The 23,018-nt window shown below is 49.1% G+C and carries 27 protein-coding genes and 1 tRNA gene; 23 read left to right on the plus strand and 5 right to left on the minus strand.

What is annotated here, in order from left to right; genetic code table 11:
- Positions 1-10: 10 nt before the first annotated feature.
- From WBJ47_RS07310 to WBJ47_RS07340, 7 genes are all read left to right on the plus strand, one after another.
- A complete protein-coding gene (locus WBJ47_RS07310; RefSeq protein ID WP_422242927.1) occupies positions 11-355 on the plus strand; it encodes a phosphoribosyl-ATP diphosphatase in 345 nt (114 codons plus the stop codon).
- A gap of 15 nt (positions 356-370) precedes the next feature.
- Positions 371-739 carry a histidine triad nucleotide-binding protein gene (locus WBJ47_RS07315; RefSeq protein WP_422242928.1) on the plus strand — a complete coding sequence of 123 codons (369 nt, stop codon included), beginning with the start codon at positions 371-373 and terminating at the stop codon, positions 737-739.
- A gap of 14 nt (positions 740-753) precedes the next feature.
- Positions 754-1,005, plus strand: coding sequence for a Sec-independent protein translocase subunit TatA (tatA, locus tag WBJ47_RS07320; protein ID WP_422242929.1), 252 nt, complete (start codon positions 754-756; stop codon positions 1,003-1,005).
- Between the two features lie 51 nt (positions 1,006-1,056).
- The gene (tatB, locus tag WBJ47_RS07325; RefSeq protein WP_422242930.1) at positions 1,057-1,575 is read left to right on the plus strand and encodes a Sec-independent protein translocase protein TatB; all 519 of its coding nucleotides are present in this window, start codon (positions 1,057-1,059) and stop codon (positions 1,573-1,575) included.
- 47 nt (positions 1,576-1,622) lie between these two features.
- Positions 1,623-2,360, plus strand: coding sequence for a twin-arginine translocase subunit TatC (tatC, locus tag WBJ47_RS07330; RefSeq protein WP_422242986.1), 738 nt, complete (start codon positions 1,623-1,625; stop codon positions 2,358-2,360).
- Between the two features lie 265 nt (positions 2,361-2,625).
- Positions 2,626-2,985 (plus strand): helix-turn-helix domain-containing protein, encoded by a 360-nt coding sequence (locus WBJ47_RS07335; RefSeq protein ID WP_422242931.1) that lies wholly within the window; start codon positions 2,626-2,628, stop codon positions 2,983-2,985.
- Positions 2,986-3,014: 29 nt separating this feature from the next.
- Positions 3,015-3,773, plus strand: coding sequence for a Nif3-like dinuclear metal center hexameric protein (locus WBJ47_RS07340; protein ID WP_422242932.1), 759 nt, complete (start codon positions 3,015-3,017; stop codon positions 3,771-3,773).
- Positions 3,774-3,790: 17 nt separating this feature from the next.
- Here WBJ47_RS07340 and mscL read toward each other — a convergent pair whose 3' ends face one another.
- Positions 3,791-4,240, minus strand: a complete 450-nt coding sequence (gene mscL, locus WBJ47_RS07345; protein WP_422242933.1) for a large conductance mechanosensitive channel protein MscL — start codon at positions 4,238-4,240, stop codon at positions 3,791-3,793.
- Positions 4,241-4,373: 133 nt separating this feature from the next.
- Between mscL and petA the strand changes: the two genes are divergently transcribed.
- From petA to WBJ47_RS07375, 6 genes are all read left to right on the plus strand, one after another.
- Positions 4,374-5,015 carry a ubiquinol-cytochrome c reductase iron-sulfur subunit gene (petA, locus tag WBJ47_RS07350; protein WP_422242934.1) on the plus strand — a complete coding sequence of 214 codons (642 nt, stop codon included), beginning with the start codon at positions 4,374-4,376 and terminating at the stop codon, positions 5,013-5,015.
- A 56-nt stretch (positions 5,016-5,071) separates the two neighbouring features.
- Positions 5,072-6,451 (plus strand): cytochrome b, encoded by a 1,380-nt coding sequence (locus WBJ47_RS07355; protein ID WP_422242935.1) that lies wholly within the window; start codon positions 5,072-5,074, stop codon positions 6,449-6,451.
- A 19-nt stretch (positions 6,452-6,470) separates the two neighbouring features.
- Positions 6,471-7,328 carry a cytochrome c1 gene (locus tag WBJ47_RS07360; RefSeq protein WP_422242987.1) on the plus strand — a complete coding sequence of 286 codons (858 nt, stop codon included), beginning with the start codon at positions 6,471-6,473 and terminating at the stop codon, positions 7,326-7,328.
- 87 nt (positions 7,329-7,415) lie between these two features.
- Positions 7,416-8,027: a glutathione S-transferase N-terminal domain-containing protein gene (locus WBJ47_RS07365; RefSeq protein WP_422242936.1), complete on the plus strand. Its 612-nt coding sequence runs from the start codon at positions 7,416-7,418 to the stop codon at positions 8,025-8,027.
- An 11-nt stretch (positions 8,028-8,038) separates the two neighbouring features.
- Positions 8,039-8,476: a ClpXP protease specificity-enhancing factor gene (locus WBJ47_RS07370; protein WP_422242937.1), complete on the plus strand. Its 438-nt coding sequence runs from the start codon at positions 8,039-8,041 to the stop codon at positions 8,474-8,476.
- Between the two features lie 78 nt (positions 8,477-8,554).
- A tRNA-Thr gene (locus WBJ47_RS07375) sits at positions 8,555-8,630 on the plus strand.
- Positions 8,631-8,705: 75 nt separating this feature from the next.
- On the opposite strand, the gene WBJ47_RS07380 is transcribed toward WBJ47_RS07375, so the two are convergent.
- The 3 genes from WBJ47_RS07380 to WBJ47_RS07390 are packed head-to-tail and all read right to left on the minus strand — an operon-like array spanning position 8,706 to position 11,280.
- Positions 8,706-9,983 carry an FCSD flavin-binding domain-containing protein gene (locus WBJ47_RS07380; RefSeq protein WP_422242938.1) on the minus strand — a complete coding sequence of 426 codons (1,278 nt, stop codon included), beginning with the start codon at positions 9,981-9,983 and terminating at the stop codon, positions 8,706-8,708.
- 12 nt (positions 9,984-9,995) lie between these two features.
- On the minus strand, positions 9,996-10,325 hold the full coding sequence (locus tag WBJ47_RS07385; protein ID WP_422242939.1) for a c-type cytochrome: 330 nt from the start codon (positions 10,323-10,325) through the stop codon (positions 9,996-9,998).
- Between the two features lie 55 nt (positions 10,326-10,380).
- On the minus strand, positions 10,381-11,280 hold the full coding sequence (locus WBJ47_RS07390) for a dienelactone hydrolase family protein (RefSeq protein ID WP_422242940.1): 900 nt from the start codon (positions 11,278-11,280) through the stop codon (positions 10,381-10,383).
- Positions 11,281-11,502: 222 nt separating this feature from the next.
- On the opposite strand from WBJ47_RS07390, the gene soxC reads away from it, so the two are divergent.
- From soxC to WBJ47_RS07435, 9 genes are all read left to right on the plus strand, one after another.
- Positions 11,503-12,870, plus strand: coding sequence for a sulfite dehydrogenase (gene soxC, locus WBJ47_RS07395; protein ID WP_422242941.1), 1,368 nt, complete (start codon positions 11,503-11,505; stop codon positions 12,868-12,870).
- On the plus strand, positions 12,854-13,954 hold the full coding sequence (locus tag WBJ47_RS07400; protein ID WP_422242942.1) for a c-type cytochrome: 1,101 nt from the start codon (positions 12,854-12,856) through the stop codon (positions 13,952-13,954). The genes soxC and WBJ47_RS07400 overlap by 17 nt, the downstream gene beginning before the upstream one ends.
- 67 nt (positions 13,955-14,021) lie before the next feature.
- Entirely contained in the window at positions 14,022-14,474 is a 453-nt protein-coding gene (soxY, locus tag WBJ47_RS07405; protein ID WP_422242988.1) for a thiosulfate oxidation carrier protein SoxY, read from the plus strand.
- 87 nt (positions 14,475-14,561) lie between these two features.
- A complete protein-coding gene (gene soxZ / locus WBJ47_RS07410; protein WP_422242943.1) occupies positions 14,562-14,876 on the plus strand; it encodes a thiosulfate oxidation carrier complex protein SoxZ in 315 nt (104 codons plus the stop codon).
- A gap of 69 nt (positions 14,877-14,945) precedes the next feature.
- Positions 14,946-15,746 (plus strand): sulfur oxidation c-type cytochrome SoxA, encoded by an 801-nt coding sequence (gene soxA / locus WBJ47_RS07415; RefSeq protein ID WP_422242944.1) that lies wholly within the window; start codon positions 14,946-14,948, stop codon positions 15,744-15,746.
- Positions 15,747-15,762: 16 nt separating this feature from the next.
- The gene (gene soxX, locus WBJ47_RS07420; protein WP_422242945.1) at positions 15,763-16,395 is read left to right on the plus strand and encodes a sulfur oxidation c-type cytochrome SoxX; all 633 of its coding nucleotides are present in this window, start codon (positions 15,763-15,765) and stop codon (positions 16,393-16,395) included.
- Between the two features lie 46 nt (positions 16,396-16,441).
- A complete protein-coding gene (gene soxB / locus WBJ47_RS07425; protein WP_422242946.1) occupies positions 16,442-18,160 on the plus strand; it encodes a thiosulfohydrolase SoxB in 1,719 nt (572 codons plus the stop codon).
- A gap of 3 nt (positions 18,161-18,163) precedes the next feature.
- Positions 18,164-18,610 (plus strand): DsrE family protein, encoded by a 447-nt coding sequence (locus tag WBJ47_RS07430; RefSeq protein WP_422242947.1) that lies wholly within the window; start codon positions 18,164-18,166, stop codon positions 18,608-18,610.
- A gap of 11 nt (positions 18,611-18,621) precedes the next feature.
- A complete protein-coding gene (locus tag WBJ47_RS07435) occupies positions 18,622-19,560 on the plus strand; it encodes an MBL fold metallo-hydrolase (RefSeq protein WP_422242948.1) in 939 nt (312 codons plus the stop codon).
- 5 nt (positions 19,561-19,565) lie between these two features.
- Here WBJ47_RS07435 and WBJ47_RS07440 read toward each other — a convergent pair whose 3' ends face one another.
- Complete coding sequence (locus WBJ47_RS07440; RefSeq protein WP_422242949.1) at positions 19,566-20,063, minus strand: TlpA disulfide reductase family protein; 498 nt, start codon at positions 20,061-20,063, stop codon at positions 19,566-19,568.
- Positions 20,064-20,218: 155 nt separating this feature from the next.
- Between WBJ47_RS07440 and WBJ47_RS07445 the strand changes: the two genes are divergently transcribed.
- Positions 20,219-22,990, plus strand: coding sequence for a bifunctional diguanylate cyclase/phosphodiesterase (locus WBJ47_RS07445; RefSeq protein WP_422242950.1), 2,772 nt, complete (start codon positions 20,219-20,221; stop codon positions 22,988-22,990).
- Positions 22,991-23,018 lie beyond the last annotated feature (28 nt).

Below are 23,018 nucleotides of genomic sequence, written 5' to 3' on the forward strand. Positions count from 1 at the left end.
AGACCACGCCATGACTGATGCTTCAGAGGCTGTGCTTGCTCGCATATCCGACCTTTTAGAAACACGCCTGCCGAGTCGCGGGGGTGATCCGACAGCCTCATATGTCGCGAAACTGTTCTCCAAAGGTCCTGATGCCGCACTAAAAAAGATCGGCGAAGAGGCAACAGAGCTTGTCATGGCAGCCAAAGATCAGCAGCCAGAGCGCATTGTGTCTGAAATGGCAGACCTCTGGTTTCACTGCTTAGTTGTGTTGACTGAAAATGGACTCCGTCCTGAGCAAGTCATGGCAGAATTAGCACGTCGCGAAGGCATCTCTGGGCTGCAAGAAAAAGCTTCGCGCCTAAAAACCCCTTGAGGACCTAAAGATTTCATGAGCGAACACTGCATTTTTTGCAAGATTGTGCGGCACGAATTACCAGCGAAAATCGTCTATGAGGACGAGGATTGCTTGGTCTTTCATGACATCAACCCAGCAGCGCCGGTCCATTTGCTGATGATCCCGAAACGTCATATTGTCTCAATGCAAGAGATTAATCCCGAAGATAGCGTTTGGTTAGGTAGAATGCTATCAAAGGTGCCTCAAATTGCACTCGACAATGGTTGTAATCCTGGACCGTCTGGCGGCTTTCGCCTGATGACCAATTCTGGTGTCGAGGGTGGTCAAGAGGTTTTACACCTTCATTTTCATATTTACGGTGGAAGTCGGCCTTGGAAAGGGCCTGCACCTACCGTTGCCTGATTCGGAGAACCGTCATGGGCGCATTTAGTATCTGGCATTGGTTAATTGTTTTAGTCATCGTTGCGTTGGTGTTTGGCACCAAAAAGATTCGCAACATTGGTGCTGATCTCGGTGGTGCTGTCAAAGGCTTTAAAGAAGGGATGAAAGACCCTAACGCTAAAGAAGCTGACGCCACCACAACGGCTGCTGAAGCAGCGCCTGCCCAACGCGTGGCTTCAAACGAAACGATTGATGTGCAAGCTAAAGAAAAAACTAGCTCACATTGAACGCCTCTTTTGTTTTCCTTTTAGCTGAGTCCATCTGGCCCTGTTACTACCATGTTTGACATCAGCTTTACTGAATTACTCGTGATCGGGGTGATTGCGCTCGTCGTGATTGGCCCTGAACGCTTACCAAAAGTTGCTCGCACAATCGGCCACCTCGTTGGCCGCGCGCAGCGTTATGTCGGCGATATCAAGTCAGATATTCAACGCGAGGTCGAGCTCGATGAGTTGCGCAAACTCAAAGAGCAGATGCAAGATGCTGCGCAAAGCGTTCAGTCAAGTCTGCAAAATACTGAGACCGCCTTGCGCCAACCGCTTGAAGCCTTTGAACAGTCGACCATGTCGACCTTCAACGAGCTCAAAACACCACTCGGTACTCCTGACCCCGGTACAACGCCGCTCCCAAATCCCGACTCTGCCGCGACTGCGGTCGCTTCGACTCCTCTTGTGTCCGCGCCTCCACAGCAACCTGCTCAACTTGAAATCGATGCTGTGCGCGCAAATGAACTAACCTCGGTCACTCCTAAGGCGAGCGCAGCCATTCCAGAGACTTCGCCCGGATCAAAATCTTGAGCACTGAAGACCCATCGCACGAAACCGCCCAAGGCGGTGATAGTTTTATGTCACACCTCATCGAACTGCGCTCACGCCTTTTGCGCGCGGTTGGCACGATGCTGGTTGTGTTCATTGCCCTTTTTATCTATCCCGGCGCATCCGTGATTTATGATTTGTTGGCTGCCCCGATGCTGGCCTCCTTACCTGAAGGCACGCGCATGATTGCAACAGGGGTCATCACGCCCTTTATGGTGCCGGTCAAAGTCACAATGATGGCGGCCTTTGTCATCTCTTTACCTGTTGTGCTTTATCAGGTTTGGGCTTTTGTAGCCCCCGGTCTTTACCGGCATGAACAAAAACTTGCCCTCCCGCTCATTATCTCCAGTTCGTTGCTTTTTTTAGCGGGCATGGCCTTTTGTTATTTTGTCGTTTTCAAAACTGTTTTCAGCTTTATTGCCTCGTTTGCACCAGAGTCCATCACGCCAGCGCCTGATATCGAAGCTTATCTTGGCTTTGTCATGACTATGTTTTTAGCGTTTGGCATTACTTTCGAAGTCCCTGTCGCTGTCATTTTGCTAGTCCGCATGGGAATTGTCACGATTGCCCAGCTTCAACAGTCCCGTGGTTACGTCATTGTCGGTGCCTTTATCATCGCCGCTGTAGTGACACCGCCAGATGTCGTCAGCCAGTTCTTACTCGCTGTTCCCTTGTGTGTCCTGTACGAAGTAGGCATTTTGTTGGCGCGTGGCATCAAACCCCGCTCCGAAGAAACAAAAACCGATACCCCTGATTCCACAAGCTGAAATAGTTTGATCTGCTATCTCCTGCAAACATACGCGAGATAGTGCCTAAAGCGTATGTATCTGTGTGGTTTAGTACCTTTGTTTACCTTTTCCTACCATGGGTACTCAACTTTACTTACAACAAATATGTTGTGAAGGAGAGTGGAAAGGTATATCTTTTGGCGATTCCAAATTTAACAATTTTGCATTCACTACGGGTTTCATCTCTTGTAGAACTGTAATTTTGTTTTTATATTCTTTTCGCAAGAACTCCAAAGGGACCACTGTGCTCGCTCACCGTCTCAAACAAGCCCGCCTCCGTGCAGGACTATCGCAAGAAAAACTCGGCAAGCTGGCCGGAATTGATCCAATGTCTGCCAGCGCCCGAATGAACCAGTACGAGCGGGGCAAACACTCCCCTGACTACCAGCTCATGTGTAGAGTCGCCGAAATTCTAAAAATGCCTGTCAGCTGGTTTTACACTGCCGATGAGGATGAGGCGCGACTCCAAGAGGTTTTTTATCATTTACAGCCTTCGATTCGCCAACCCCTTTTGACGCAAGCCGAAAATCTTTTTGTCGCACATCCAGCCGACTCAAAAGAAACTTCAAATGCAACATTGGACGGCTCACCCACACAAGGGTAAGCTTTCGCATTTGCTGCATTTGAGATGATATGAAATCGATTGCAACTCGCGAGCTCTGTGCTTGGCTCGATACCAAGCTCAATGTTTCGTCTTTTAGCGATTACTGTCCTAATGGTTTACAAGTTGAGGGCGCAGCGTCGATTTCCCATATCGTGACGGGAGTGACGGCTAGCCAAGCCTTGATCAATGTTGCAATCGAGCGAGGGGCAGATGCCTTGCTCGTCCATCACGGATGGTTCTGGAAAGGCGAAGACACGCGCATTACAGGTATCCGCAAGACTCGGCTCGCGAGCTTAATGTCAAAAAATATTAATTTGCTTGCGTTTCACCTGCCGCTCGATGCCCATCCTGAACTTGGAAACAATGCTCAACTTGCGCGCGTTCTCAAGCTCACCCCTACGCCAGCGACCGCTGGACCTGGCAACCTGATTTGGTTAGGCCAGATGCACGGCTCCACGACCCTTGGAGAGGTAGCGGCGAATGTTGAACGCGCCTTAGGTCGCACGCCCCAAATCATCGGAGACCCTGATATGCCTGCGCATCGACTCGCCTGGTGCACGGGTGCAGCCCAAAGCATGATGACCCATGCCATTGATGCGGGTGCCCAAGTCTTTATTACCGGCGAGATCTCTGAGCCAACCGTGCACTTGGCGCGCGAGGCAGGTGTCGGCTTTATCAGTGCCGGTCACCATGCCACTGAGCGTTACGGTGTGCAAGCGCTCGGCGCTGCCATCGAAAAAGAGTTTGGCGTTCGAGTCGATTTTGTAGACATCGACAATCCAGTCTAAATTAGACCGTCCGCCACCTATTTCTTTAAAGAATCGCGAATTTCGCGCAAAAGTAGGACATCCTCCGGGATTTTAGGCGCCACGGCCTCTGCCTCCAGGTCCATTTTGCTACGCGCCTTATTGATGACTTTGACCATCCAAAAAATCACGAATGCGAGCAAAACAAAATTAATCACGATCGTGACAAAATTTCCCCAAGCGAAAATAGTCGCACCCGCTTTGGTCAAGTCCGCGTACGTTTCTGGGCCTGCGTAGTCCGCTGGCCGTGACAGGACGAAAAATTTATTACTGAAATCCATCGCGCCACCGACCAGAAAGTTCACGATCGGCATAATGATGTCTTTGACTAAAGAATCAACAATTTTGCTAAAGGCAGCTCCCACAATGACACCAATTGCGAGGTCTACCATGTTGCCACGGACGGCAAAGGCCCGAAATTCCTTTAAAAATCCACGTGCTTGACTCATTTCTTGATTCCCCTGATGGAAGTGTGTTCGTCGTGGGGCTATAATAAGAGGTTAGAAAATTTGTAACAAGTTTGGTGTAAACCAGTCTGCAACGCGTGCACTCGACCGCGTTGGCTGCAATAAGGATAGCAAGATGAGTCAGGATTCGATTGTGCATGATGACGATGGTGCGGTTCCCCCAACCCTGCCCTCCGACCCTTCGCGCCGCTTCTGGATCGGCACAACCTGTGCTGTAGGTGGTGTCGCCGGAGCTGCGTTAGCTGTTCCCTTCGTAAGCACGTTTGCGCCTTCTGAAAAGGCCCGCGCTGCTGGTGCTCCTGTCGAGCTCGACATCAGCTCCATTGCCCCGGGCGAGATGCGTACAGTTGAATGGCGCGGAAAACCCGTCTGGGTCATTCACCGCACCAAAGAGCAGCTTGGTACGCTCAAGCAAAACGACCCAGATCTTGCCGACCCGGACTCCAATCGTCCAGGCGTTACACCGCCTTACGCGAAAAATGAGTGGCGTTCACGCAAGCCTGAACTTTTCGTCACAGTAGGCATTTGTACGCACCTGGGCTGCTCGCCTACGCCGAAGTTTCAAACGGGCCCGCAGCCCAGCCTGCCCAACAACTGGGATGGTGGCTTTTTGTGCCCATGCCACGGTTCGACGTTTGATATGGCCGGTCGTGTGTATAAAAACAAACCGGCTCCAGACAATCTCGAAGTTCCGCCCTACCAGTACCTAAGCGACACCCGAATCATTATCGGTGTGGACGAAAGCAACAAGGCCTGATCGGTCTTTGATTAACAACGCACATCGCGACACTGATTAAGTAAAGGAGCCGTTTCATGGCTGGCGAAAAAACCGTCGAAACGACCGGACTGCTAGGATGGATAGACCGTCGCTTTCCGCTGACGTCTAGCTACAAAGCACATTTGTCCGAGTACTACGCACCCAAAAATTTCAATTTTTGGTATTTCTTTGGTTCACTCTCTCTGCTGGTGCTTGTCATGCAGATTGTGACGGGTATTTTCCTCGTCATGCACTACAAGCCTGATGCCCAGTTTGCATTCCAGTCCGTCGAGTACATCATGCGCGAAGTGCCAGGCGGCTGGTTTATCCGCTACATGCACTCAACAGGCGCCTCAATGTTTTTTGTTGTGGTTTACCTGCACATGACCCGCGCGCTGATTTACGGCTCATACCGTAAGCCCCGCGAACTCGTCTGGATTTTTGGTGTTGGCATTTTCTTGTGCCTGATGGCCGAAGCGTTTTTTGGTTACCTCCTGCCTTGGGGACAAATGTCCTTCTGGGGTGCTCAGGTGATCGTGAACCTGTTTTCAGCCATCCCTTTTATTGGCCCTGAGCTTTCAATCTGGATTCGCGGCGACTATGTTGTGTCCGATGCCACACTGAATCGCTTCTTTGCCTTTCACGTTATTGCCATTCCTCTGGTGCTGTTGGGATTGGTAGCTGCACACGTGATTGCCTTGCATGAAGTGGGCTCCAACAACCCCGACGGCGTGGATATCAAAGCCAAAAAGGACAAGCATGGCCGTCCTTTGGATGGCATCCCTTTCCATCCTTTCTACACCGTTCATGACATTTTGGGCGTGGCTGGTTTCTTTATTATTTTCATGGCGATTATTTTCTTTGCGCCTGAAATGGGTGGCTATTTCCTGGAGTTCAACAACTTCTTGCCTGCTGATCCGCTGAAGACGCCGCTGCACATTGCACCTGTCTGGTATTTCACGCCTTTCTATTCGATGTTGCGTGCGACAACGGACGACTTTACTTGGGTGCTGGCCGGTGCCGCTGTTCTGGCAGCCATTGTGATGTTTTTCAAAACCAAGGGCTTAGCCAAACTGATTGTTCCAGTTGCGTTACTCGTTGTAGCAGTCTTGCTGCGCGCGATCGATGCCAAGTTCTGGGGTGTTGTTGCCATGGGCGGCGCTGTTGTCCTGCTGTTCTTCCTCCCCTGGCTCGATTACAGCCCAGTCAAGTCGATTCGCTATCGTCCTAGCTGGCACAAGGTGCTTTACGGCATCTTCTTTGTAAACTTTATTGTGCTGGGCTATTTGGGTACGCAAGCTCCGACCGACATTTTTAATTTGATGTCGCAAATCGGAACACTCATTTATTTGGGTTTCTTCTTGCTGATGCCTGTCTGGAGTCGCCTTGGAACATTCAAACCGGTCCCTGACCGTGTCACGTTCCACGCACATTGAGCTTAACTTTATTTACGGAATGACCATGATCAAGAAGCTGCTTTGTGCTCTTGCCCTAGTGATCACATGCACTGGCGCCTCCGCCGCTGGCGGAGACTTCCCGCTTGAGCGCGCACCAGATCGCATCAACGATGTTGCCTCTCTCCAAAACGGTGCGAAGCTATTCGTGAACTACTGCCTAAACTGTCACAGCGCTTCCGCCATGCGCTACAACAAGCTCAAGGATATTGGTCTCACTGACCAACAGATCCGTGAAAGCTTGTTGTTCACTGGTGAAAAAGTTGGTGACTTAATGATGGGTTCAGTTTCTGTCAAAGATGGCAAAACATGGTTCGGCGCAGCGCCACCAGATTTGTCCTTGATGGCACGTGCTAAATCCATCAATGCTGGACCAACAGGTTCTGATTACATCTACACCTACCTTCGCACTTTTTATCGTGACACGAGCAAGCCAACGGGTTGGGACAACTTAGCCTTCCCCAATGCAGGCATGCCCCACGTCTTGTGGGAGCGTCAGGGCCAGCGCGAAATGACAGTGACCACCACACACAAAACACCTGCACAAGCTGGCAAACCAGCAGGCTGGGAGCGTATTGTGACGACCTATGATGCAGCAGGTTATGTTGCCTCCAAGGCGGAGCCGCTCGCCAATTACACTGGTAAGCCATCGGTTGAGCACAAATTTAAACCCCTAGATCCACAGCGTGCAGCCGCCTATGATCGTGACATGGCTGATCTGACCGGCTTTATGACTTGGATGGCAGAGCCTATCCAGCAAAAGCGCAAACAGATTGGTGTCTGGGTGTTGCTGTTCCTCGGAATCTTTTTCTTGATTGCTTGGCGCCTGAACGCTTCGTTCTGGAAACACGTTAAATAAGTTGTTGACTTGGGCCAGCGTCTGCAGTCGTAGACGCTGGCTTTTTGCTTTTTCTATCAGTATTAATTTTTAGGACGGATATCCATCATGATGGTCCTTTACTCCGGAACCACCTGCCCTTTCTCACATCGCTGCCGCTTTGTGTTGTTCGAAAAGGGTATGGATTTTGAAATCCGTGACATCGACTTGTACAACAAGCCCGAAGACATTTCTGTCATGAATCCTTATGGTCAGGTGCCGATTTTGGTTGAGCGCGACCTGATTTTGTATGAGTCAAACATCATCAATGAATATATCGATGAGCGTTTTCCTCACCCCCAGCTGATGCCTGCTGATCCTGTGATGCGTGCTCGGACGAGACTGTTCTTGTATAACTTTGAAAAAGAACTGTTTGTTCACGTTGCCGCACTCGAAGACAGATCTATCCGTGGTGATGAGAAACGCCTGAATATCTCACGCGCCGCTGTTCGCGATCGTTTGTCACAACTCGCGCCATTGTTACTCAAAAACAAATATATGCTCGGCGAAGAGTTCACGATGCTTGACGTGGCTATGGCCCCGCTCTTGTGGCGTTTAGATCATTACGGCATTGAGTTGCCTAAAACAGCTGCGCCCATCCAAAAATATGGCGAGCGTATTTTTTCCCGCCCGGCTTACATCGAAGCATTGACACCGTCTGAAAAGGTTATGCGCCGTTAAGCGCCTCCATCATGGCTGAATCATCCACGAAACCGTACATGCTTCGTGCTTTGCACGAATGGTGTACGGACAATGGCTACACTCCCCAGATTGTTGTGCAGGTTGATGCAAACACCCTGGTCCCGCCCGCACATGTGCGCGATGGACAGATCACGCTCAATATTGGTGCGCTGGCAACCAATCGACTTGTAATCGGTAACGAGGCTGTTGAGTTTCAGGCCAGATTTAGTGGTATCACCGAAAATCTCTACGTACCGATCGCAAATATCGTAGCGATTTATGCGCGCGAAACGGGTGCGGGGATGGGCTTTGAAGCTGAACCTTCAACTTCATCTATAGAGCCCTCAGAAAGCTTCGATCTTGCTCGACAAGACGAGACTGTTTCGCCTGACACAGATGGACCAAAACCACCTGAAAATAAGCGTCCAAAACTTTCTATCGTCAAATAGTGAATATCTCAAGAACGTTTTCCACAAATCATTTATAATTCTGTCCGTTGTTGAAGTTTTTGACCTTTAGGTCTGAATGCCGGAGTAGCTCAGTTGGTAGAGCAGCTCACTTGTAATGAGAAGGTCGAGGGTTCGATTCCTTTCTCCGGCACCATAGATTAAAAAAGCTGTCAGGTTTTCACCTGACAGCTTTTTTGTTTTTTAGGCTTCGGTTTAAAAGTGTCTGTTTTTAAACCAAACTATCTGCCCAAATATTTTTTGCCCAACCCCAGGCGTAAGTTCCCTCAAGTGCGGTTGGTGCAGGCGACAAACCACCTGAACCAGGAACGGTTTTAAACGTTTTTTCAGCCGCAACATATTGGTGAACACTCGCCACATGCACAACATCTGTATCGTTGACAAAACTGTAGCAAGTGTTGGTCAGCACAGGTTGTGGATTAATCGCAAAACCACTCAACTCCGCAATGATTGCGGCAGCCGTGACCTTTGCATGTTGATTCGCCATATGCCCTGACTTAGGCATCGCAGGTGCAATCTGTATAGAGTCGCCAATGATATGAATATCTTTTGCGGCAACAGATTCAAAGTTCAAGAAATTGACATTTGACCAGCGGCCATTCGCATCAGCCAAGCCTGACTTTACAACCAAGTCTCCTGCACTCATTGGAGGCAAAATATTTAGCACATCGGCTTTTACATCATCTTGCACCTCAAATTTAATGGTGCGCGTTTTTGCATCGATCGCTGTCACATTGTGCTCAGGCATATATTGAATGATGCCTGGATAAAGCTTTGCCCAAGCCTCTTTAAACAACTTGCCTTTTGATGTCACGTCTTGGTTAGCGTCGAACACCAACACCTTTGATTTAGGTTTGTTTTTCTTTAGATAGTTTGCAACCTGACACACACGCTCATAGGGTCCAGGAGGGCAACGATACGGTGCGAGCGGGATGCTCAAGGCATACACACCACCATCTTTCATCTCTGCGATTTGTTTATGTAATGCGACAGTTTCAGGACCCGCTTTCCATGCCTGAAGTGTTACTCCGGCTTTATTAGCGGCATCGAGACCTTCGATTTTATCCATCATCAAGCCGATGCCGGGTGACAGAACAAGCTTGTCGTACTTCACCGTCTGGCCTGAAGCGAGTTGTACAGTTTTCTTTTCACGATCAATACTCGCAACCGAGTCTTTGACCATTTTCACACCGTGATTTTTTTCAAGGCCCGCGTATTGAACTGAGAGCTCACTCAACTGACGCGAACCGCCCACGACCAAGTTGGACATTGGGCATGAAATGAACTGGGGATTGGGTTCAATCAAAGTGACTTGCGCCGTATTGTTTGACAGCAGTCTCAGATACTTGGCAGCAGTCGCCCCCCCATAGCCCGCCCCCACAACAACAATCTGTGCACTCTTAAGGGAGCTTGCTTGAGCTTGTCCATTTAAACCAAAAGCCAAACCTGCAACCGCTGCGCTTTGTCCTAGAAAATGTCGACGATTCATGTTTGTGCTCCTTTAGTTTTTCTTGCCGAGAACGCTAGCAATCGTTTTCAGTTGTTCGTCGGTATAGCCTTTGGCGAGTTGGGGCATGATTGTGCCAGTCCGTGTGCCAGCCTTGTATTCCATTAAACGCTCATACATGACTGACTCAGGCAATTGATTAATCATGGGCACCGTGACGCCAGGAACACTGACGCCATTCGTTCCGTGACAATTTGCACACGTTGCCGCAAGACTCTGGTTATACAAACGCTGGGCTTGTATGTCTTGTGCTTGTGCTACTCCGCTTAGCGCTAGCCCCATCAAGCCAGACAGCAGGATTGATTGTGAAAGTTTTTTTCGCATTGTCCAACTCCTCAACATTTTATTTTTAACGTTTTAACATCGTTATCTGACTTTTCTAAATACCATTTTGTTTGAACCATTCAACGCATTTCGCCCATCCGTCTTTGGCCGGTCCGGGTTGATACGTCGCACGGTAGTCTGCGTGAAAGGCATGTGGTGCATCTGGGTAGATTTCAAATTTGCTTGCCGCAGCTGCTTTGTTACCTTTTGCTGCAGCCAAAGCAGCTTTCATTTGCTCAACCGTTTCTAAACTAATCCCTGTGTCCTTTCCGCCATATAAGCCTAATACTGGCGCCTTCATTTGTGCTGCCAAATCAACGGGATGGACTGGAAAATTATCACTTTTTTCACCTACTAGGCGCCCATACCACGCAACGCCAGCACGTATTTGTGGAATATTTGCACACGCCAGCCAGGTGATCCGTCCACCCCAGCAAAAGCCTGTGATACCTACTCTACCCAAGTCGCCGCCATGGGTGCCTGCCCACTTAAGCGCTATGTCAATATCGCCCATGACTTGTTTATCTGGCGTTTTAGCAACGATTTGGGTCATGATTTCTGCCATGGTGCCCAATGCTGTCGGGTCACCCGCTCGTGTAAAAAACTCTGGCGCAATCGCAAGATAACCTAGCTTCGCGAAACGTCTTGCAACATCCGCAATATGCTCGTGAACACCAAAAATTTCACTAGCGATGATGACAATGGGTAATTTATCTGCATTGCTTGTCGGTCTTGCTACATAGGCGAATAGTTCAATATCCCCATCTTTGATCGTTTCCTCACCTGCTTTGATGCCAGTGAAGTCGGTTTGTATAACCTGAGCAAATGTTGGTTGTGCAACCGAAGCAAAACCGAGGCCTATGCCAATAACAGAGGAGTTGCGCAAAAACTCTCTGCGAGTCCGGAGTGTCACGCCACTCAACGCCTCGACATCACGAATATGGTCGAAATCCATTCTTCTCTCCTAAATTATTATAACTAAGGTTATATATTTATCTACTGTCAAGGCGTATTTCTATTATTTGCTCCCTATATTAGGGTATGCCTGAGTTTATTTAATAGTAAAAATTAAGTAACTTGTTTATTACTTTGCGACATTAGTTTATAACAAGACCATATAAGACTGTCGCTAATGGGTTACACCTACTCCAACCAAAGTTTCAGGCGAACACGCACTATGCTGAATCCGAAAAACCTAGCGCTCCAACCCGGAAAGCTCCAAAAAGCACCGGAAAACTTTTTATCGCGGGACTTTGCTTCTGAACTGACAGAGCAAGGCATGGACGATACACGTCGTGGATTTTTGCGAAATAGTTTCTTTGGTGCCGTGGCTGCGGGCGTTGCTGCAACGAGCCTTGCGCCACAAGCGCGTGCGTCACAAGGCGACCCAGCCATTTTGCAAAAACAACCCTGGCAAACCACGCTGGGTCAGCCAGTTGCTGCCAAGCCTTATGGCATGCCATCAAAATATGAAGCCAATCTGCAACGTCGTGAGTCACCAGGACTGACACGCGTGTCTGCCGCATCAGTTGCCTTCACCCCGCTGCAAGGACTGTTTGGCATGATTACGCCTAGCGGTTTGCACTTTGAACGGCATCATCAAGGTTGGTATGACATCGACCCCGCGCAGCACCGCTTGATGATCAATGGTCTTGTCAAAAAAGACATGGTTTTTACCATGGAAGATCTCATGCGCCTGCCCTCTGTTTCACGCATTCACTTTATTGAGTGCGGCGCAAATACAGGTATGGAATGGGGCAACGTTGCCGTCCCGACGGTGCAATATACCCATGGCATGATTTCTTGTTGTGAGTTCACAGGCATTCCTCTTTCGTTACTGCTCGATATGGTCGGCGCGGATTTCACCAAAGGTAAATACGTTCTGGCTGAAGGCGGTGATGGCTCAGGCATGACACGTACCATTCCCATGGAAATCGCACGCGACGATGTCATCGTTGCTTGGGCGATGAATGGTGAAATGTTGCGCCCAGAAAATGGCTATCCGCTTCGTCTGGTGGTCCCTGGCGTACAGGGTGTCAGCTCAGTCAAATGGTTGCGTCGGATTGAAGTCGGTGACATGCCGTATGCGGCTAAAGATGAGGCGGTTCACTACATTGATCTCATGCCCGATGGCATGCACAGACAGTACACCTCCATCCAAGAATGCAAATCCGTCATCACCACCCCCTCAGGTGGCCAACAGCTTCTGACCACAGGCTTTTACAACATCAGCGGCATTGCGTGGTCCGGACGCGGAAAAATCAAACGTGTCGATGTATCAGTCGATGGCGGCCGCAACTGGCGAGAAGCACGGATGGAAGCACCCATCCTGAGTAAAGCACTGACGCGCTTTAACATTAACTGGGTATGGGATGGCAAGCCTGCAATCCTGCAATCCCGCGCAATCGATGAAACAGGGTACGTCCAGCCACCCATTCGAATGTTGCGAGAAGTGCGCGGCACACGCTCCATCTATCACAACAATGCCATTCAATCTTGGAAAGTCGACACAAACGGAGAGGTTAGCAATGTACAAGTTGGTTAAAAACATTACCAGCCTTGCTGCCTTAGCGTTAGCAAGTGGACTGGTACACGCACAGGATCTTTCTCAATACACAGGTATTGGCCGCGTCGCAACTCCAGCAGAAGTTGCCGCATGGGATATCGACGTCAGACCTGACTTCAAAGGTCTACCCAAAGGCTCAGGCACCGCAGACCAGGGTCAGGAAATCTGGGAAGCAAAATGCGCGAGTTGTCACGGCGCTTTTGGTGAGTCCAACGAGGTGTTTACACCCATTGTTGGCGGGACATCTGCAAAAGATATAGAAACAGGTCGCGTGGCCTCGCTGACGTCTCAAAATCAGCCCCAGCGCACAACGCTCATGAAGGTCCCGACTGTTTCGACACTGTACGACTACATCTATCGCGCGATGCCCTGGAACGCACCTCGCACGCTTTCTGCCGATGATACGTATGCGCTTGTTGCATATATTTTGGCGCTTGGAGAAATCGTGCCTGAGGACTTCACACTCAGCGACAAAAATATCGCTGAGGTTCAAGGGCGTATGCCGAATCGCAACGGTATGACCACCAAGCATGGCATGTGGTTGGTCTCTGGAACGCCAGATGTCAAGGCCACAGCTTGCATGACAAACTGCGCAACAGACGTCAAAATCACCTCGACCTTGCCTGATTTTGCGCGCAATGCGCACGACAATATTGCTGAGCAGAATCGTACTTTTGGTCCCTTCCGAGGCGCTGATTCAACACAACCACCTCTCAAAGCATTACCAGGCGCGAATTACGTCACCAAAGTGGCGAGTGCTCAAACGGGTGTTGCACCGGCAACTTCAGCAAAACCTGCGGCAGCAAGTGACTCAGCAGCGCTGCAACAAGCGTTCACAAAAAACAATTGTGCAGCCTGCCATGCACCCGTAGCAAAAGGTGTCGGACCATCGATTGCCGATATAGCCAAAAAGTATAAAGACCAAGATGTACTTGCCAAGCTCAGTGCAAAAGTTAAAAATGGAGGTTCAGGTGCTTGGGGCGCAATACCCATGCCTCCGCATTCCCAAATTCCAGATGCCGAAATCAATCGTCTGGTGCAATGGATGCTAACGGGCTCTTAAACTCAACATCCAGTATCCATTTAATAAAAAAACACATTTTTAAATTTCTATCCGCAAAGGAATAATGATGAACGTACAACGACGCAGACTCCTGCAAATGACCGCTTTGGTTGGCTTAATGGCTAGCGCAGGATTGATGACCGAAGCTGAAGCCGCGACATGGAATAAAGCCGCATTCGAAGCCAAGACACTTGATGATGTCATGAAAGTACTCGGTGGTGGTGCGCCACAAAAATCTGATGCAGTCATCTTGCGTGCACCTGACATCGCTGAGAACGGCGCCGTCGTGCCTGTTGGCGTGGAGACAGACTTGAAAGCAACGGAAATGGCTATCTTGGTTGAAAAAAATCCGAGTGCAATGGCTGCAATGTTTATTGTGCCTGCCGGCGCTGAAGCCTTTGCTTCAACACGCGTGAAAATGGGACAAACTTCAAACGTATACGCCCTAGCTAAGGTTGATGGTAAATGGCTGATGGCTTCAAAAGAAGTCAAGGTCACTCTTGGTGGTTGTGGCGGTTAAACCTGCTTTCATCCCACTCTGATATTCCATCCTCATTGAAATCAATTCGCCCAAGCTGGGCACAGAAATAGTCTAGGAGAATTAATCATGGCAAGTCCAATGCGCATACGTGCAACAGAAAAAGATGGCGTTGTTGACGTCCGTGTTCTGATGAAACATGACATGGAAACAGGTCAACGCAAGACACCCGAAGGCACCACCATTCCTGCATGGTTTATTTCAACTGTCGAAGCAAAAATTGGCGATAAAGTCGTTTACAGCGCACAGTTCGGACCTGCAGTGTCAAAAGATCCCTTCCTACATTTCAAACTTAAAGGCTCCGCAAAGAAAGGCGACGCTATGAGCGTGACTTGGGTCGATAACAAGGGCGAAACCCGTACCGACAAAACCGATATCAAATAACAAATGCGCCGATGCAAAGGAGGAGCCTTGAGGCCATCCTTTGCATGTTGGCGATACAGGAGACACTCCATGAAACGGTATGTACTTACAGGGCTTTTAGCAAGCCTAATCGGTGCGACATCGATTGTTTACGCGCAATCAGCGTCTGACCAGCTGGCTGAGTATCGTCGTATGCTTGCGGACGGCAATCCTTCTGAGCTTTACGAAGCCGAAGGCGAAGAGCTGTGGGCAAAACCGGCAGGTCCTAAAAATGCCAGCTTAGAAAAGTGCGATTTAGGTTTGGGCCCAGGTGTAGTCAGCGGCGCCTCTGCTCAGCTGCCGCGCTACTTTAAAGATACCGATCGGGTACAGGATCTCGAGTCTCGCCTGATGACTTGCATGAGTACGCTCCAAGGTATCCCCGAAGCGGATATCGTCAAAGGCTCATTTGGCAAAGGGGTTCGCAAAAACCTCGAGGCAATCGTCGCCTACGTCGTGACGCAATCGAAAGGGATGAAAATCAATGTGTCCGCGACGCATCCAAAAGAAAAAGAAATGCTCGCACTAGGCGAAAAGATTTTTTATCTTCAAGGCGGTCCTATGGACTTTTCTTGTGCCTCTTGCCACGCTGTCGACAATCAACGTATCCGTATGCAAGATTTGCCTAACCTGACCAAACAGAAAGGTGCTGCAGAGGGTTGGGGTAGCTGGCCTGCCTACCGTGTTTCAAGTGGTACTTTTTGGACTATGCAACAACGACTGAATGATTGCTACCGTCAGCAACGCATGCCTTTCCCAATCTACGGCTCTGATGCCACCATCGCACTTTCGGTCTTTATGGCGAACACTGCGAACGGCGGCACGATTCAGACGCCCGGTTTGAAGCGCTAATCGAGGGAGCACAGAAATGAAAATAACATTTAAAACACTCGGCCTAAGCATTGGAACAAGCTTGCTGATGCTATCAGCCGCTCCCGCAAGCTTTGCACAACAAATTGACCCTGCTGTACAAGCCGTGATGGATCGCAGTTTCCGCGAACAAGGCATCGCCAAACTGGATCGCATCAAGCAAGATGAATTCCAGGCGTTATGCTCGGATGAGAAATTCCGCACGAGTGCAGAAGGCCAAAAGAAAGCGGAAGCACTGCAAAAAGCAGCTCTAGCTGAGATCAAACCACCTTCGGATGGCAAGTATCTCGGAGACTGGAAGGCAGGCGAAAAGGTTGCCCAAAGCGGTCGAGGTGCCACGTGGAGTGACACTCTGAAAACAGTGAATGGCGGGGGTTGCTACAACTGTCACCAAATCACAAAAGAAGAAATCTCTTACGGCACTATTGGTCCTTCACTCTTGGCCTACGGTAAAACACGTGGCAATAGTGAGCCCATCTTGGTTTACACCTGGAACCGGATCAACAATTCGAAAGCCTATAACGCTTGTAGCAATATGCCTCGCATGGCGCATTTCAATTTGTTGACGGAACAACAAATGAAAGACGTGATGGCACTTTTGTTAGATCCCGCCTCTCCCGTTAACAAGTAACAAAAGAGTTCGCAAGTATTACGCTACAAGGAAGCACAAAATGGGTATGAGTCGTCGTGAATTTGTCCAGCTAATGGCCATCGCATCTGCTGCGGGCCTTTCGCTGGGGTCTGGAACAAGTCGTGCACAAGCGGCAACGACTTTGTATGACCTGCCGAAGTTCGGCAACGTACATCTGATGCACTTTACTGATTGCCACGCACAACTCAAACCCATTTACTTTCGTGAGCCCAATGTCAATTTAGGGTTTGACTCACAATTTGGTAAACCTCCTCACCTCGTGGGCGATGCGTTCCTAAAGTTTTATGGCATCAAACCTGGCACACATGAAGCCCATGCCTTGACCTATCTCGACTTTGACAAAGCAGCGTTGCAATATGGAAAAGTTGGCGGTTTTGCGCATTTAGCGACCTTAGTCAAACAAGTCCGTGCCAGTCGTCCCGGAGCGCTTCTGTTGGATGGCGGCGATACTTGGCAAGGTTCTGGCACCGCCCTGTGGACCAAAGGTCAGGACATGGTCGACGCGTGTCTCGCACTCGGCGTAGACATCATGACCGCACACTGGGAAATGACACTCGGCGAAGAACGCGTAAAGGAAATTGTCGAAAAAGATTTCGCCGGCAAAGTTAATTTTGTCGCGCAAAATATCAAGACCACGGATTTTGAAGATCCTGTTTTTGATGCTTTTGTCATGCGTGAAATGAATGGGATCCCTGTCGCAATTATCGGACAAGCCTTCCCATATACGCCGATCGCCAACCCACGTTACCTCGTTGAAAACTGGTCGTTTGGCATCGACGAAGAGAACATGCAAAAAACGGTCAATCTTGCGCGCTCCAAAGGTGCTCAAGTTGTGGTCGTGCTGTCTCACAACGGAATGGATGTAGACCTCAAAATGGCGAGTCGTGTCCGCGGCATTGACGCGATTATGGGTGGCCACACCCACGATGGCGTCCCCGTTCCCGTCAAGGTCACCAATCCGGGCGGCGTGACGCTCGTCACCAATGCAGGCTCGAATAGCAAGTTCCTAGGCGTGCTCGACTTCGACGTCAAAAACGGCAAAGTCTCTGACTTTAGATACCGCCTCTTGCCTGTTTTCGCAGATCTCATCCCTGCTGACAAGCCGATGGATGCGCTCATCACCAAAATTCGTGCCCCCTTTGAAACCAAGCTCAATGAAAAACTTGCTACCGCTGAGGGCACCTTATATCGCCGTGGCAATTTCAACGGAACCTTTGATCAACTGATTGTGGATGGCCTGATCAACATGAAAGGCGCGGAGATCGCGTTCTCTCCAGGCTTTAGATGGGGCACCTCGATTTTGCCTGGGCAAGCGATCACGATGGAGCACTTGCTCGATCAGACAGCCATCACCTATCCATACACCACCATGACGCCCATGAGTGGCGAAATGATCAAGACCGTACTCGAAGACGTTGCAGACAATCTCTTTAATCCAGACCCCTATTATCAGCAGGGCGGCGACATGGTCCGTGTCGGTGGCATGCAATACACCATTGATCCTACCGCCTCTGCTGGCAACCGGATTTCGGATATGCGCTTGGGTGACAAGCCAATTGAGGCTTCGAAAACATACAAAGTTGCTGGCTGGGCACCTGTCTCCGAAGCTGCACGTGACGCTGGCGGCGAGCCCATCTGGGATGTCATGGCCACTTATCTTCGACAAATTAAAACTGTCGCAGCAAAAGCGCCCAACACGCCTGTGATCAAAGGCGCATCCAATAACCCAGGCATGGCAGGATAACTCATGAAAAAATCACTCTTCTCGCTTTGCATCAGCATCGTGCTGGGTTTAACGTCAGCGCCTATCTTTGCCCAGAAAGCTTATACCCCTGAGCCAAACAAGGTCGTCTACCACGTTGATGATGCTGAAGCACAAGGACTCAAAGGTCTCAGAAATATTCGCAATCATCTTGATGTCGCGCCAAGCACCAAAATTACTGTCGTCATGCACGCCAATGGTGTTGATCTTGTGATGGATGGTGCACAGGATAAAAAATCCAAGGCAGAGTACGCACCACTCGTGTCCGCACTTGTCTCACGTGGTGTGGTATTTGAGGTGTGCGAGATCACACTCAAAAATAGAAATCTCAAAAAAGATCAGTTTGTACTTGAGGCAACGTTTACTCCCTCGGGAGTTGCTCGTCTAGCAGATCTGCAAGCACAGCAAAAGTTCGCTTATATCAAGCCTTGACGTTGACCGCGATGACGAAATCATTGCGTCTGCTTGCCCTTGCCCTCAGCCTGATTCTGCTGAGCGTGAGCAGTCATGCAGCCGAACGTGTCTTGACGCTGACGCAAGTCAGCAAAAATGCTTACTATGCCGAAGGTGTCTCGGCGCTTGGCTCACCCCTCAACAAAAACTTTATTTCTAATGCAGGCGTTGTCATTGGTCCGACAGGTGTCGTTGTCATCGATGCACTAGGCTCGCCTACACTTGGCCAACAACTGATCGACGAAATTCGCAAACTCACGAATAAGCCGATTCAATTTGTCATCGCGACGCACTATCATGCGGATCACATTTACGGACTTCAGAGCTTTATCGATATCGGTGCAACCGTCATCGCGCAAGAGAGTGCGAAAGATTATTTGAATTCAGATACGGCTCAACTCCGCCTTCAAGCTTCTCGTTCTGAGCTTGCGCCTTGGATTAATGACCAAACACGACTGGTACCTGCATCAAGATGGATTGTCGAAGACACTCGAATGACGTTAGGTGGACTTGATGTGGATTTAATCAAAATGGGTCCGGCGCATACACCCGACGACCTTGCCATCTACTTTCCTTCCGAAGGTGTGCTTTTCGCGGGTGACCTTGTTTTTCGAGGACGCATTCCCTACGTTGGACAGGCAGATAGTCTGGGCTGGATCCACTCCTTGGACAAATTACTTAAGCGCGATGCTCAGGTCATTGTTCCAGGACACGGTCCCTCCTCCACCTCGGCAAAAGAAGACTTACAGTTCACGCGTGACTATCTTGTTTATGTTCGTCAGGCGATGCAACAGGCCGCTAGGGACTTAGAACCCTTTGATGAAGCCTATGCCGCTACAGACTGGTCACGCTACGCAAAAATACCGCTTTTTAATGCTGCCAATCGCATGAATGCGTACAACATCTATATCTCGATTCAAAACGAGTAAGTCGCTTAACGACGGTTAAATCTCGCGAGCTCATACACATCCAGATCAACCATCTGACCAACATCTTTTTGCAGCACACGACCAGATGGATCAATCACATACAACTCAGGTATGCCTCGACGCTTGCCAATTGCGCGATCAAGTTCTGGTGTCATCATTGCGATAGGAAAGTTAATGTCGTTTTGTTTGACGTAATTCAAAACAGTATCTTGTGCCTGATCGACCGACAAACCAACGACCAGCAAGTTTCCCCCTTGCGTGCGCCTGACAAGTTCTTTTAGATTGACGTTTTGTCGGCGACAGTATGGACACCAAGTTGCCCATACTTGTACAACCAAATACTTTCCTTTGATATCAGCAGCATTAAGTTGCCGACCATCCAACAGCAAAAGCTTATCAATTTTTATATTGTCGCCCACTCCAAGTGCTGCTGCCTGAGTCGTCAGCATGACAGTCACCAGAATAGAGACGAACAATAAACGGAATGATTTTAAATATGCCATCAGCTTTTGCGCCTCTGTGATTTTGTAATGTTCGACATCTCTACATTTTATCGGTCAATACTGACTCGGAGTTTTAAGGGTCAAGTTTTATTGAACCTTAGCGCGCATAGCCCATAAGGTGTATTCTGTACCAAGCAAAACCGTAGGTTAGCGTCATGATGAACAAGAGTCATTTTCAACAAAACTCGCTTAAGACACGTATTACTCTTTTAATGCTGCTCATTTTTATAGTGAGCCTGTGGTCTTTCGGTTACGCAATCAGCCATAGTTTGCGCCATGATATGCAGCGTGTTTTAGGCGAGCAGCAATACGCCTTTGCGGCCTTGATGGCCTCCGAAGTCAATGATGAAATTGATAATCGCATTGCAGCGTTGCAGCAAATCGTACAAATAATCGAAAAGCAAAACATTAGCTCCTCGGCCGAACTCCAGCGATTTCTAGAAGATCGTAAGATTTTCCAAGGGATGTTTAATGGTGGTACCTTCATCACTGATCGCAACGGACAAACGCTCGCGTCTGTTCCTGTCGACCTAGAGCGCTTAGGCATCAATTTTCTAGATCGAGACTACATCGCCAACACCCTAAAAAATGGCGAACCCACCATCGGGCGGCCAGTCATCGGGCGACAAGTGAACGCGCCTATCTTTGGCATCGGCGTACCGATCAAAAGTCCAGGCGGGAACGTGATTGCGGCACTTGCAGGGATTATTAATCTGAATGAATCAAACTTTATTGATCGAATTGAGCGCAATCATGTCAATGCCTCCAGTAGCTATCGCTTAATTGATGCAACGCATCGCATTGTCGTTACAAGTTCCGATAAAAATCTTCAGATGACATCGCTACCTGAAGCGCGTATGAATGCCAGTCTGGATAAGTTTGTCGCTGGATTTGAAGGGATTGATATTTTTATCAATCCTCTCGGTTTCGAAGTCATTACTGGTGTTAAACACCTCAGTAGTATCAACTGGTTTGTCGCGGTAGCCCTGCCAACACAAATTGCATTCGCGCCTATCGCCAACATGGAGCGGCGTATATTTTTTATGGCATTACTCCTGACATTTTTGACGGGTAGTCTGACCTGGTGGGTACTTGTTCGTCAGCTCAGGCCTCTACAGTTAACCGCTCACAAACTTGCACAGCTTGCCAATCCTGAGTCCAAACTTGAGGCCTTACCTGTCCGCCGTCAAGACGAGATCGGACAACTCATCGGCGGCTTTAATAGACTGTTAGAGGAGCTGACTGTTCGACAAGAGACGCTCAAAGAAAGCGAGGAGCGTTATCGCACGATTTTTCGTACGAGTCCCGATGCGGTCAGCCTGACGAGACTCGCAGACGGTAGGTTTCTCGACATCAATGATGGACACACCAAGATGTTCGGCTGGGAGCGCCAAGATATCATTGGAAAAACCTCTCTTGATATGGGCATTTGGGTGTCTTGGTCAGAGCGCGAAACATTCCTGCATATTCTTGAATCACACCGCTCTTGTGAGCACTTTGAAACGCGTTTTGTGACACATACGGGTCGAATTGTGTATGCGCTTGTTTCAGCCAACACGATATCCCTCAATGGGGAAGTCTGCGTTCTATCTGTCACACAAGATATCACTGCGAAAAAAATTGCCTCGGATCAAATTGAATACCTTGAATACTTTGACACTCTCACAGGTTTAGCCAATTTACGCTTGCTCATGCAACGCTTAAACCTTGCGATAGAAGAGCGTAAAAATCTTCATTATCTGGGAGCATTGCTTCACATCGATCTGGATGATTTTAAAACACTGAATGACTCCTTTGGTCATGACAATGGTGATCTGTGGCTCAAAGAAGTATCAAAAAGAATCAAAGATGCTATTCCTAAAAGTGATTTCGTCGCACGAATTAGCGGTGATAAATTCGCTGTTATTTTAAGTGGCTTGAGTGTGCAACCAGATGAGGCTGCGCGTACGGCTGAGATGATTGCTCGAAAAATTATCAGTGCGATTCATCAGCCGTTTGATATCCATCAGACTGAGCACCACAGCTCTTGTTGTATTGGCATCTCACTCTTGAACATCGAACAAGAAAATGGCGCTTCCATATTGAAACATGCAGAGCTCGCCATGTATCACGCCAAGAAAATAGGCCGTGGCGCGCTTAAGTTTTTTGATTTAACGATGCAAGAGCTCGTGAGTGAGCGTGTCGCTCTCGAAGCTGATTTACGCGATGCACTCAAGAAAGGCGAATTCGTTCTTTACTATCAGCGGCAAATGGATGCTCGCAATCAGCTGACCGGCTTTGAAGCGCTCATACGATGGAATCATCCTACCCGGGGAATAGTCTCTCCCGGAAATTTTATTGTTGCTGCAGAGCAATGTGGCTTAGTGCTTCCTCTTGGACGATGGGTATTAGAAACCGCCTGTCAACAACTTGCGAGCTGGGCGAATGACCCCAAAACGTCCCGCCTCACGATTTCAGTAAACGTGAGCGCCATGCAATTCCATGAAACAGATTATGTTGAGCAAGTGCTTTCGACACTGAAAAGAACTGGCGCACCAGGCCATCGCCTCAAGCTTGAGCTGACAGAGAGCGTACTGGTCAGCGAAATTGAAAGTCTCATTACAAAAATGACGATTCTCAAAGGCCATGGAATCGGCTTTTCTCTGGATGACTTTGGCACAGGCTTTTCTTCCTTGTCATACCTGCAACGCCTACCCTTGGACCAACTCAAAATTGATCAAGGCTTTATCACCAACATTGTGACGAGTGCGAGTGACACTGCAATCGCTCAAACAATCGTGACGCTTGGCAACAGCCTTGGGCTCTCGGTGATCGCCGAAGGTGTCGAAACTGAAGCGCAACGCTCTAAGCTCTTTGAGTTAGGCTGCACGCTCTATCAGGGCTATCTCTTTGGAAAACCAGCGCCGATAGATGAAGTCATGCATTAACCGTTCAGGCCTAAACCCGTGCTGTCGC

The organism is Zwartia sp., assembly GCF_049655405.1.
Classification (GTDB): domain Bacteria; phylum Pseudomonadota; class Gammaproteobacteria; order Burkholderiales; family Burkholderiaceae_B; genus Zwartia.

What these genes read in the sequence shown, in the direction of transcription:
- WBJ47_RS07310 (WP_422242927.1), top strand. Translation starts at nt 11, where the DNA reads ATGACTGATGCTTCAGAGGCTGTGCTTGCTCGCATATCCGACCTTTTA.
- WBJ47_RS07315 (WP_422242928.1), top strand. Translation starts at nt 371, where the DNA reads ATGAGCGAACACTGCATTTTTTGCAAGATTGTGCGGCACGAATTACCA.
- tatA (WP_422242929.1), top strand. Translation starts at nt 754, where the DNA reads ATGGGCGCATTTAGTATCTGGCATTGGTTAATTGTTTTAGTCATCGTT.
- tatB (WP_422242930.1), top strand. Translation starts at nt 1,057, where the DNA reads ATGTTTGACATCAGCTTTACTGAATTACTCGTGATCGGGGTGATTGCG.
- tatC (WP_422242986.1), top strand. Translation starts at nt 1,623, where the DNA reads ATGTCACACCTCATCGAACTGCGCTCACGCCTTTTGCGCGCGGTTGGC.
- WBJ47_RS07340 (WP_422242932.1), top strand. Translation starts at nt 3,015, where the DNA reads ATGAAATCGATTGCAACTCGCGAGCTCTGTGCTTGGCTCGATACCAAG.
- mscL (WP_422242933.1), bottom strand. Translation starts at nt 4,240, where the DNA reads ATGAGTCAAGCACGTGGATTTTTAAAGGAATTTCGGGCCTTTGCCGTC.
- petA (WP_422242934.1), top strand. Translation starts at nt 4,374, where the DNA reads ATGAGTCAGGATTCGATTGTGCATGATGACGATGGTGCGGTTCCCCCA.
- WBJ47_RS07355 (WP_422242935.1), top strand. Translation starts at nt 5,072, where the DNA reads ATGGCTGGCGAAAAAACCGTCGAAACGACCGGACTGCTAGGATGGATA.
- WBJ47_RS07360 (WP_422242987.1), top strand. Translation starts at nt 6,471, where the DNA reads ATGACCATGATCAAGAAGCTGCTTTGTGCTCTTGCCCTAGTGATCACA.
- WBJ47_RS07365 (WP_422242936.1), top strand. Translation starts at nt 7,416, where the DNA reads ATGATGGTCCTTTACTCCGGAACCACCTGCCCTTTCTCACATCGCTGC.
- WBJ47_RS07370 (WP_422242937.1), top strand. Translation starts at nt 8,039, where the DNA reads ATGGCTGAATCATCCACGAAACCGTACATGCTTCGTGCTTTGCACGAA.
- WBJ47_RS07380 (WP_422242938.1), bottom strand. Translation starts at nt 9,983, where the DNA reads ATGAATCGTCGACATTTTCTAGGACAAAGCGCAGCGGTTGCAGGTTTG.
- WBJ47_RS07385 (WP_422242939.1), bottom strand. Translation starts at nt 10,325, where the DNA reads ATGCGAAAAAAACTTTCACAATCAATCCTGCTGTCTGGCTTGATGGGG.
- WBJ47_RS07390 (WP_422242940.1), bottom strand. Translation starts at nt 11,280, where the DNA reads ATGGATTTCGACCATATTCGTGATGTCGAGGCGTTGAGTGGCGTGACA.
- soxC (WP_422242941.1), top strand. Translation starts at nt 11,503, where the DNA reads ATGCTGAATCCGAAAAACCTAGCGCTCCAACCCGGAAAGCTCCAAAAA.
- WBJ47_RS07400 (WP_422242942.1), top strand. Translation starts at nt 12,854, where the DNA reads ATGTACAAGTTGGTTAAAAACATTACCAGCCTTGCTGCCTTAGCGTTA.
- soxY (WP_422242988.1), top strand. Translation starts at nt 14,022, where the DNA reads ATGAACGTACAACGACGCAGACTCCTGCAAATGACCGCTTTGGTTGGC.
- soxZ (WP_422242943.1), top strand. Translation starts at nt 14,562, where the DNA reads ATGGCAAGTCCAATGCGCATACGTGCAACAGAAAAAGATGGCGTTGTT.
- soxA (WP_422242944.1), top strand. Translation starts at nt 14,946, where the DNA reads ATGAAACGGTATGTACTTACAGGGCTTTTAGCAAGCCTAATCGGTGCG.
- soxX (WP_422242945.1), top strand. Translation starts at nt 15,763, where the DNA reads ATGAAAATAACATTTAAAACACTCGGCCTAAGCATTGGAACAAGCTTG.
- soxB (WP_422242946.1), top strand. Translation starts at nt 16,442, where the DNA reads ATGAGTCGTCGTGAATTTGTCCAGCTAATGGCCATCGCATCTGCTGCG.
- WBJ47_RS07430 (WP_422242947.1), top strand. Translation starts at nt 18,164, where the DNA reads ATGAAAAAATCACTCTTCTCGCTTTGCATCAGCATCGTGCTGGGTTTA.
- WBJ47_RS07435 (WP_422242948.1), top strand. Translation starts at nt 18,622, where the DNA reads ATGACGAAATCATTGCGTCTGCTTGCCCTTGCCCTCAGCCTGATTCTG.
- WBJ47_RS07440 (WP_422242949.1), bottom strand. Translation starts at nt 20,063, where the DNA reads ATGGCATATTTAAAATCATTCCGTTTATTGTTCGTCTCTATTCTGGTG.
- WBJ47_RS07445 (WP_422242950.1), top strand. Translation starts at nt 20,219, where the DNA reads ATGATGAACAAGAGTCATTTTCAACAAAACTCGCTTAAGACACGTATT.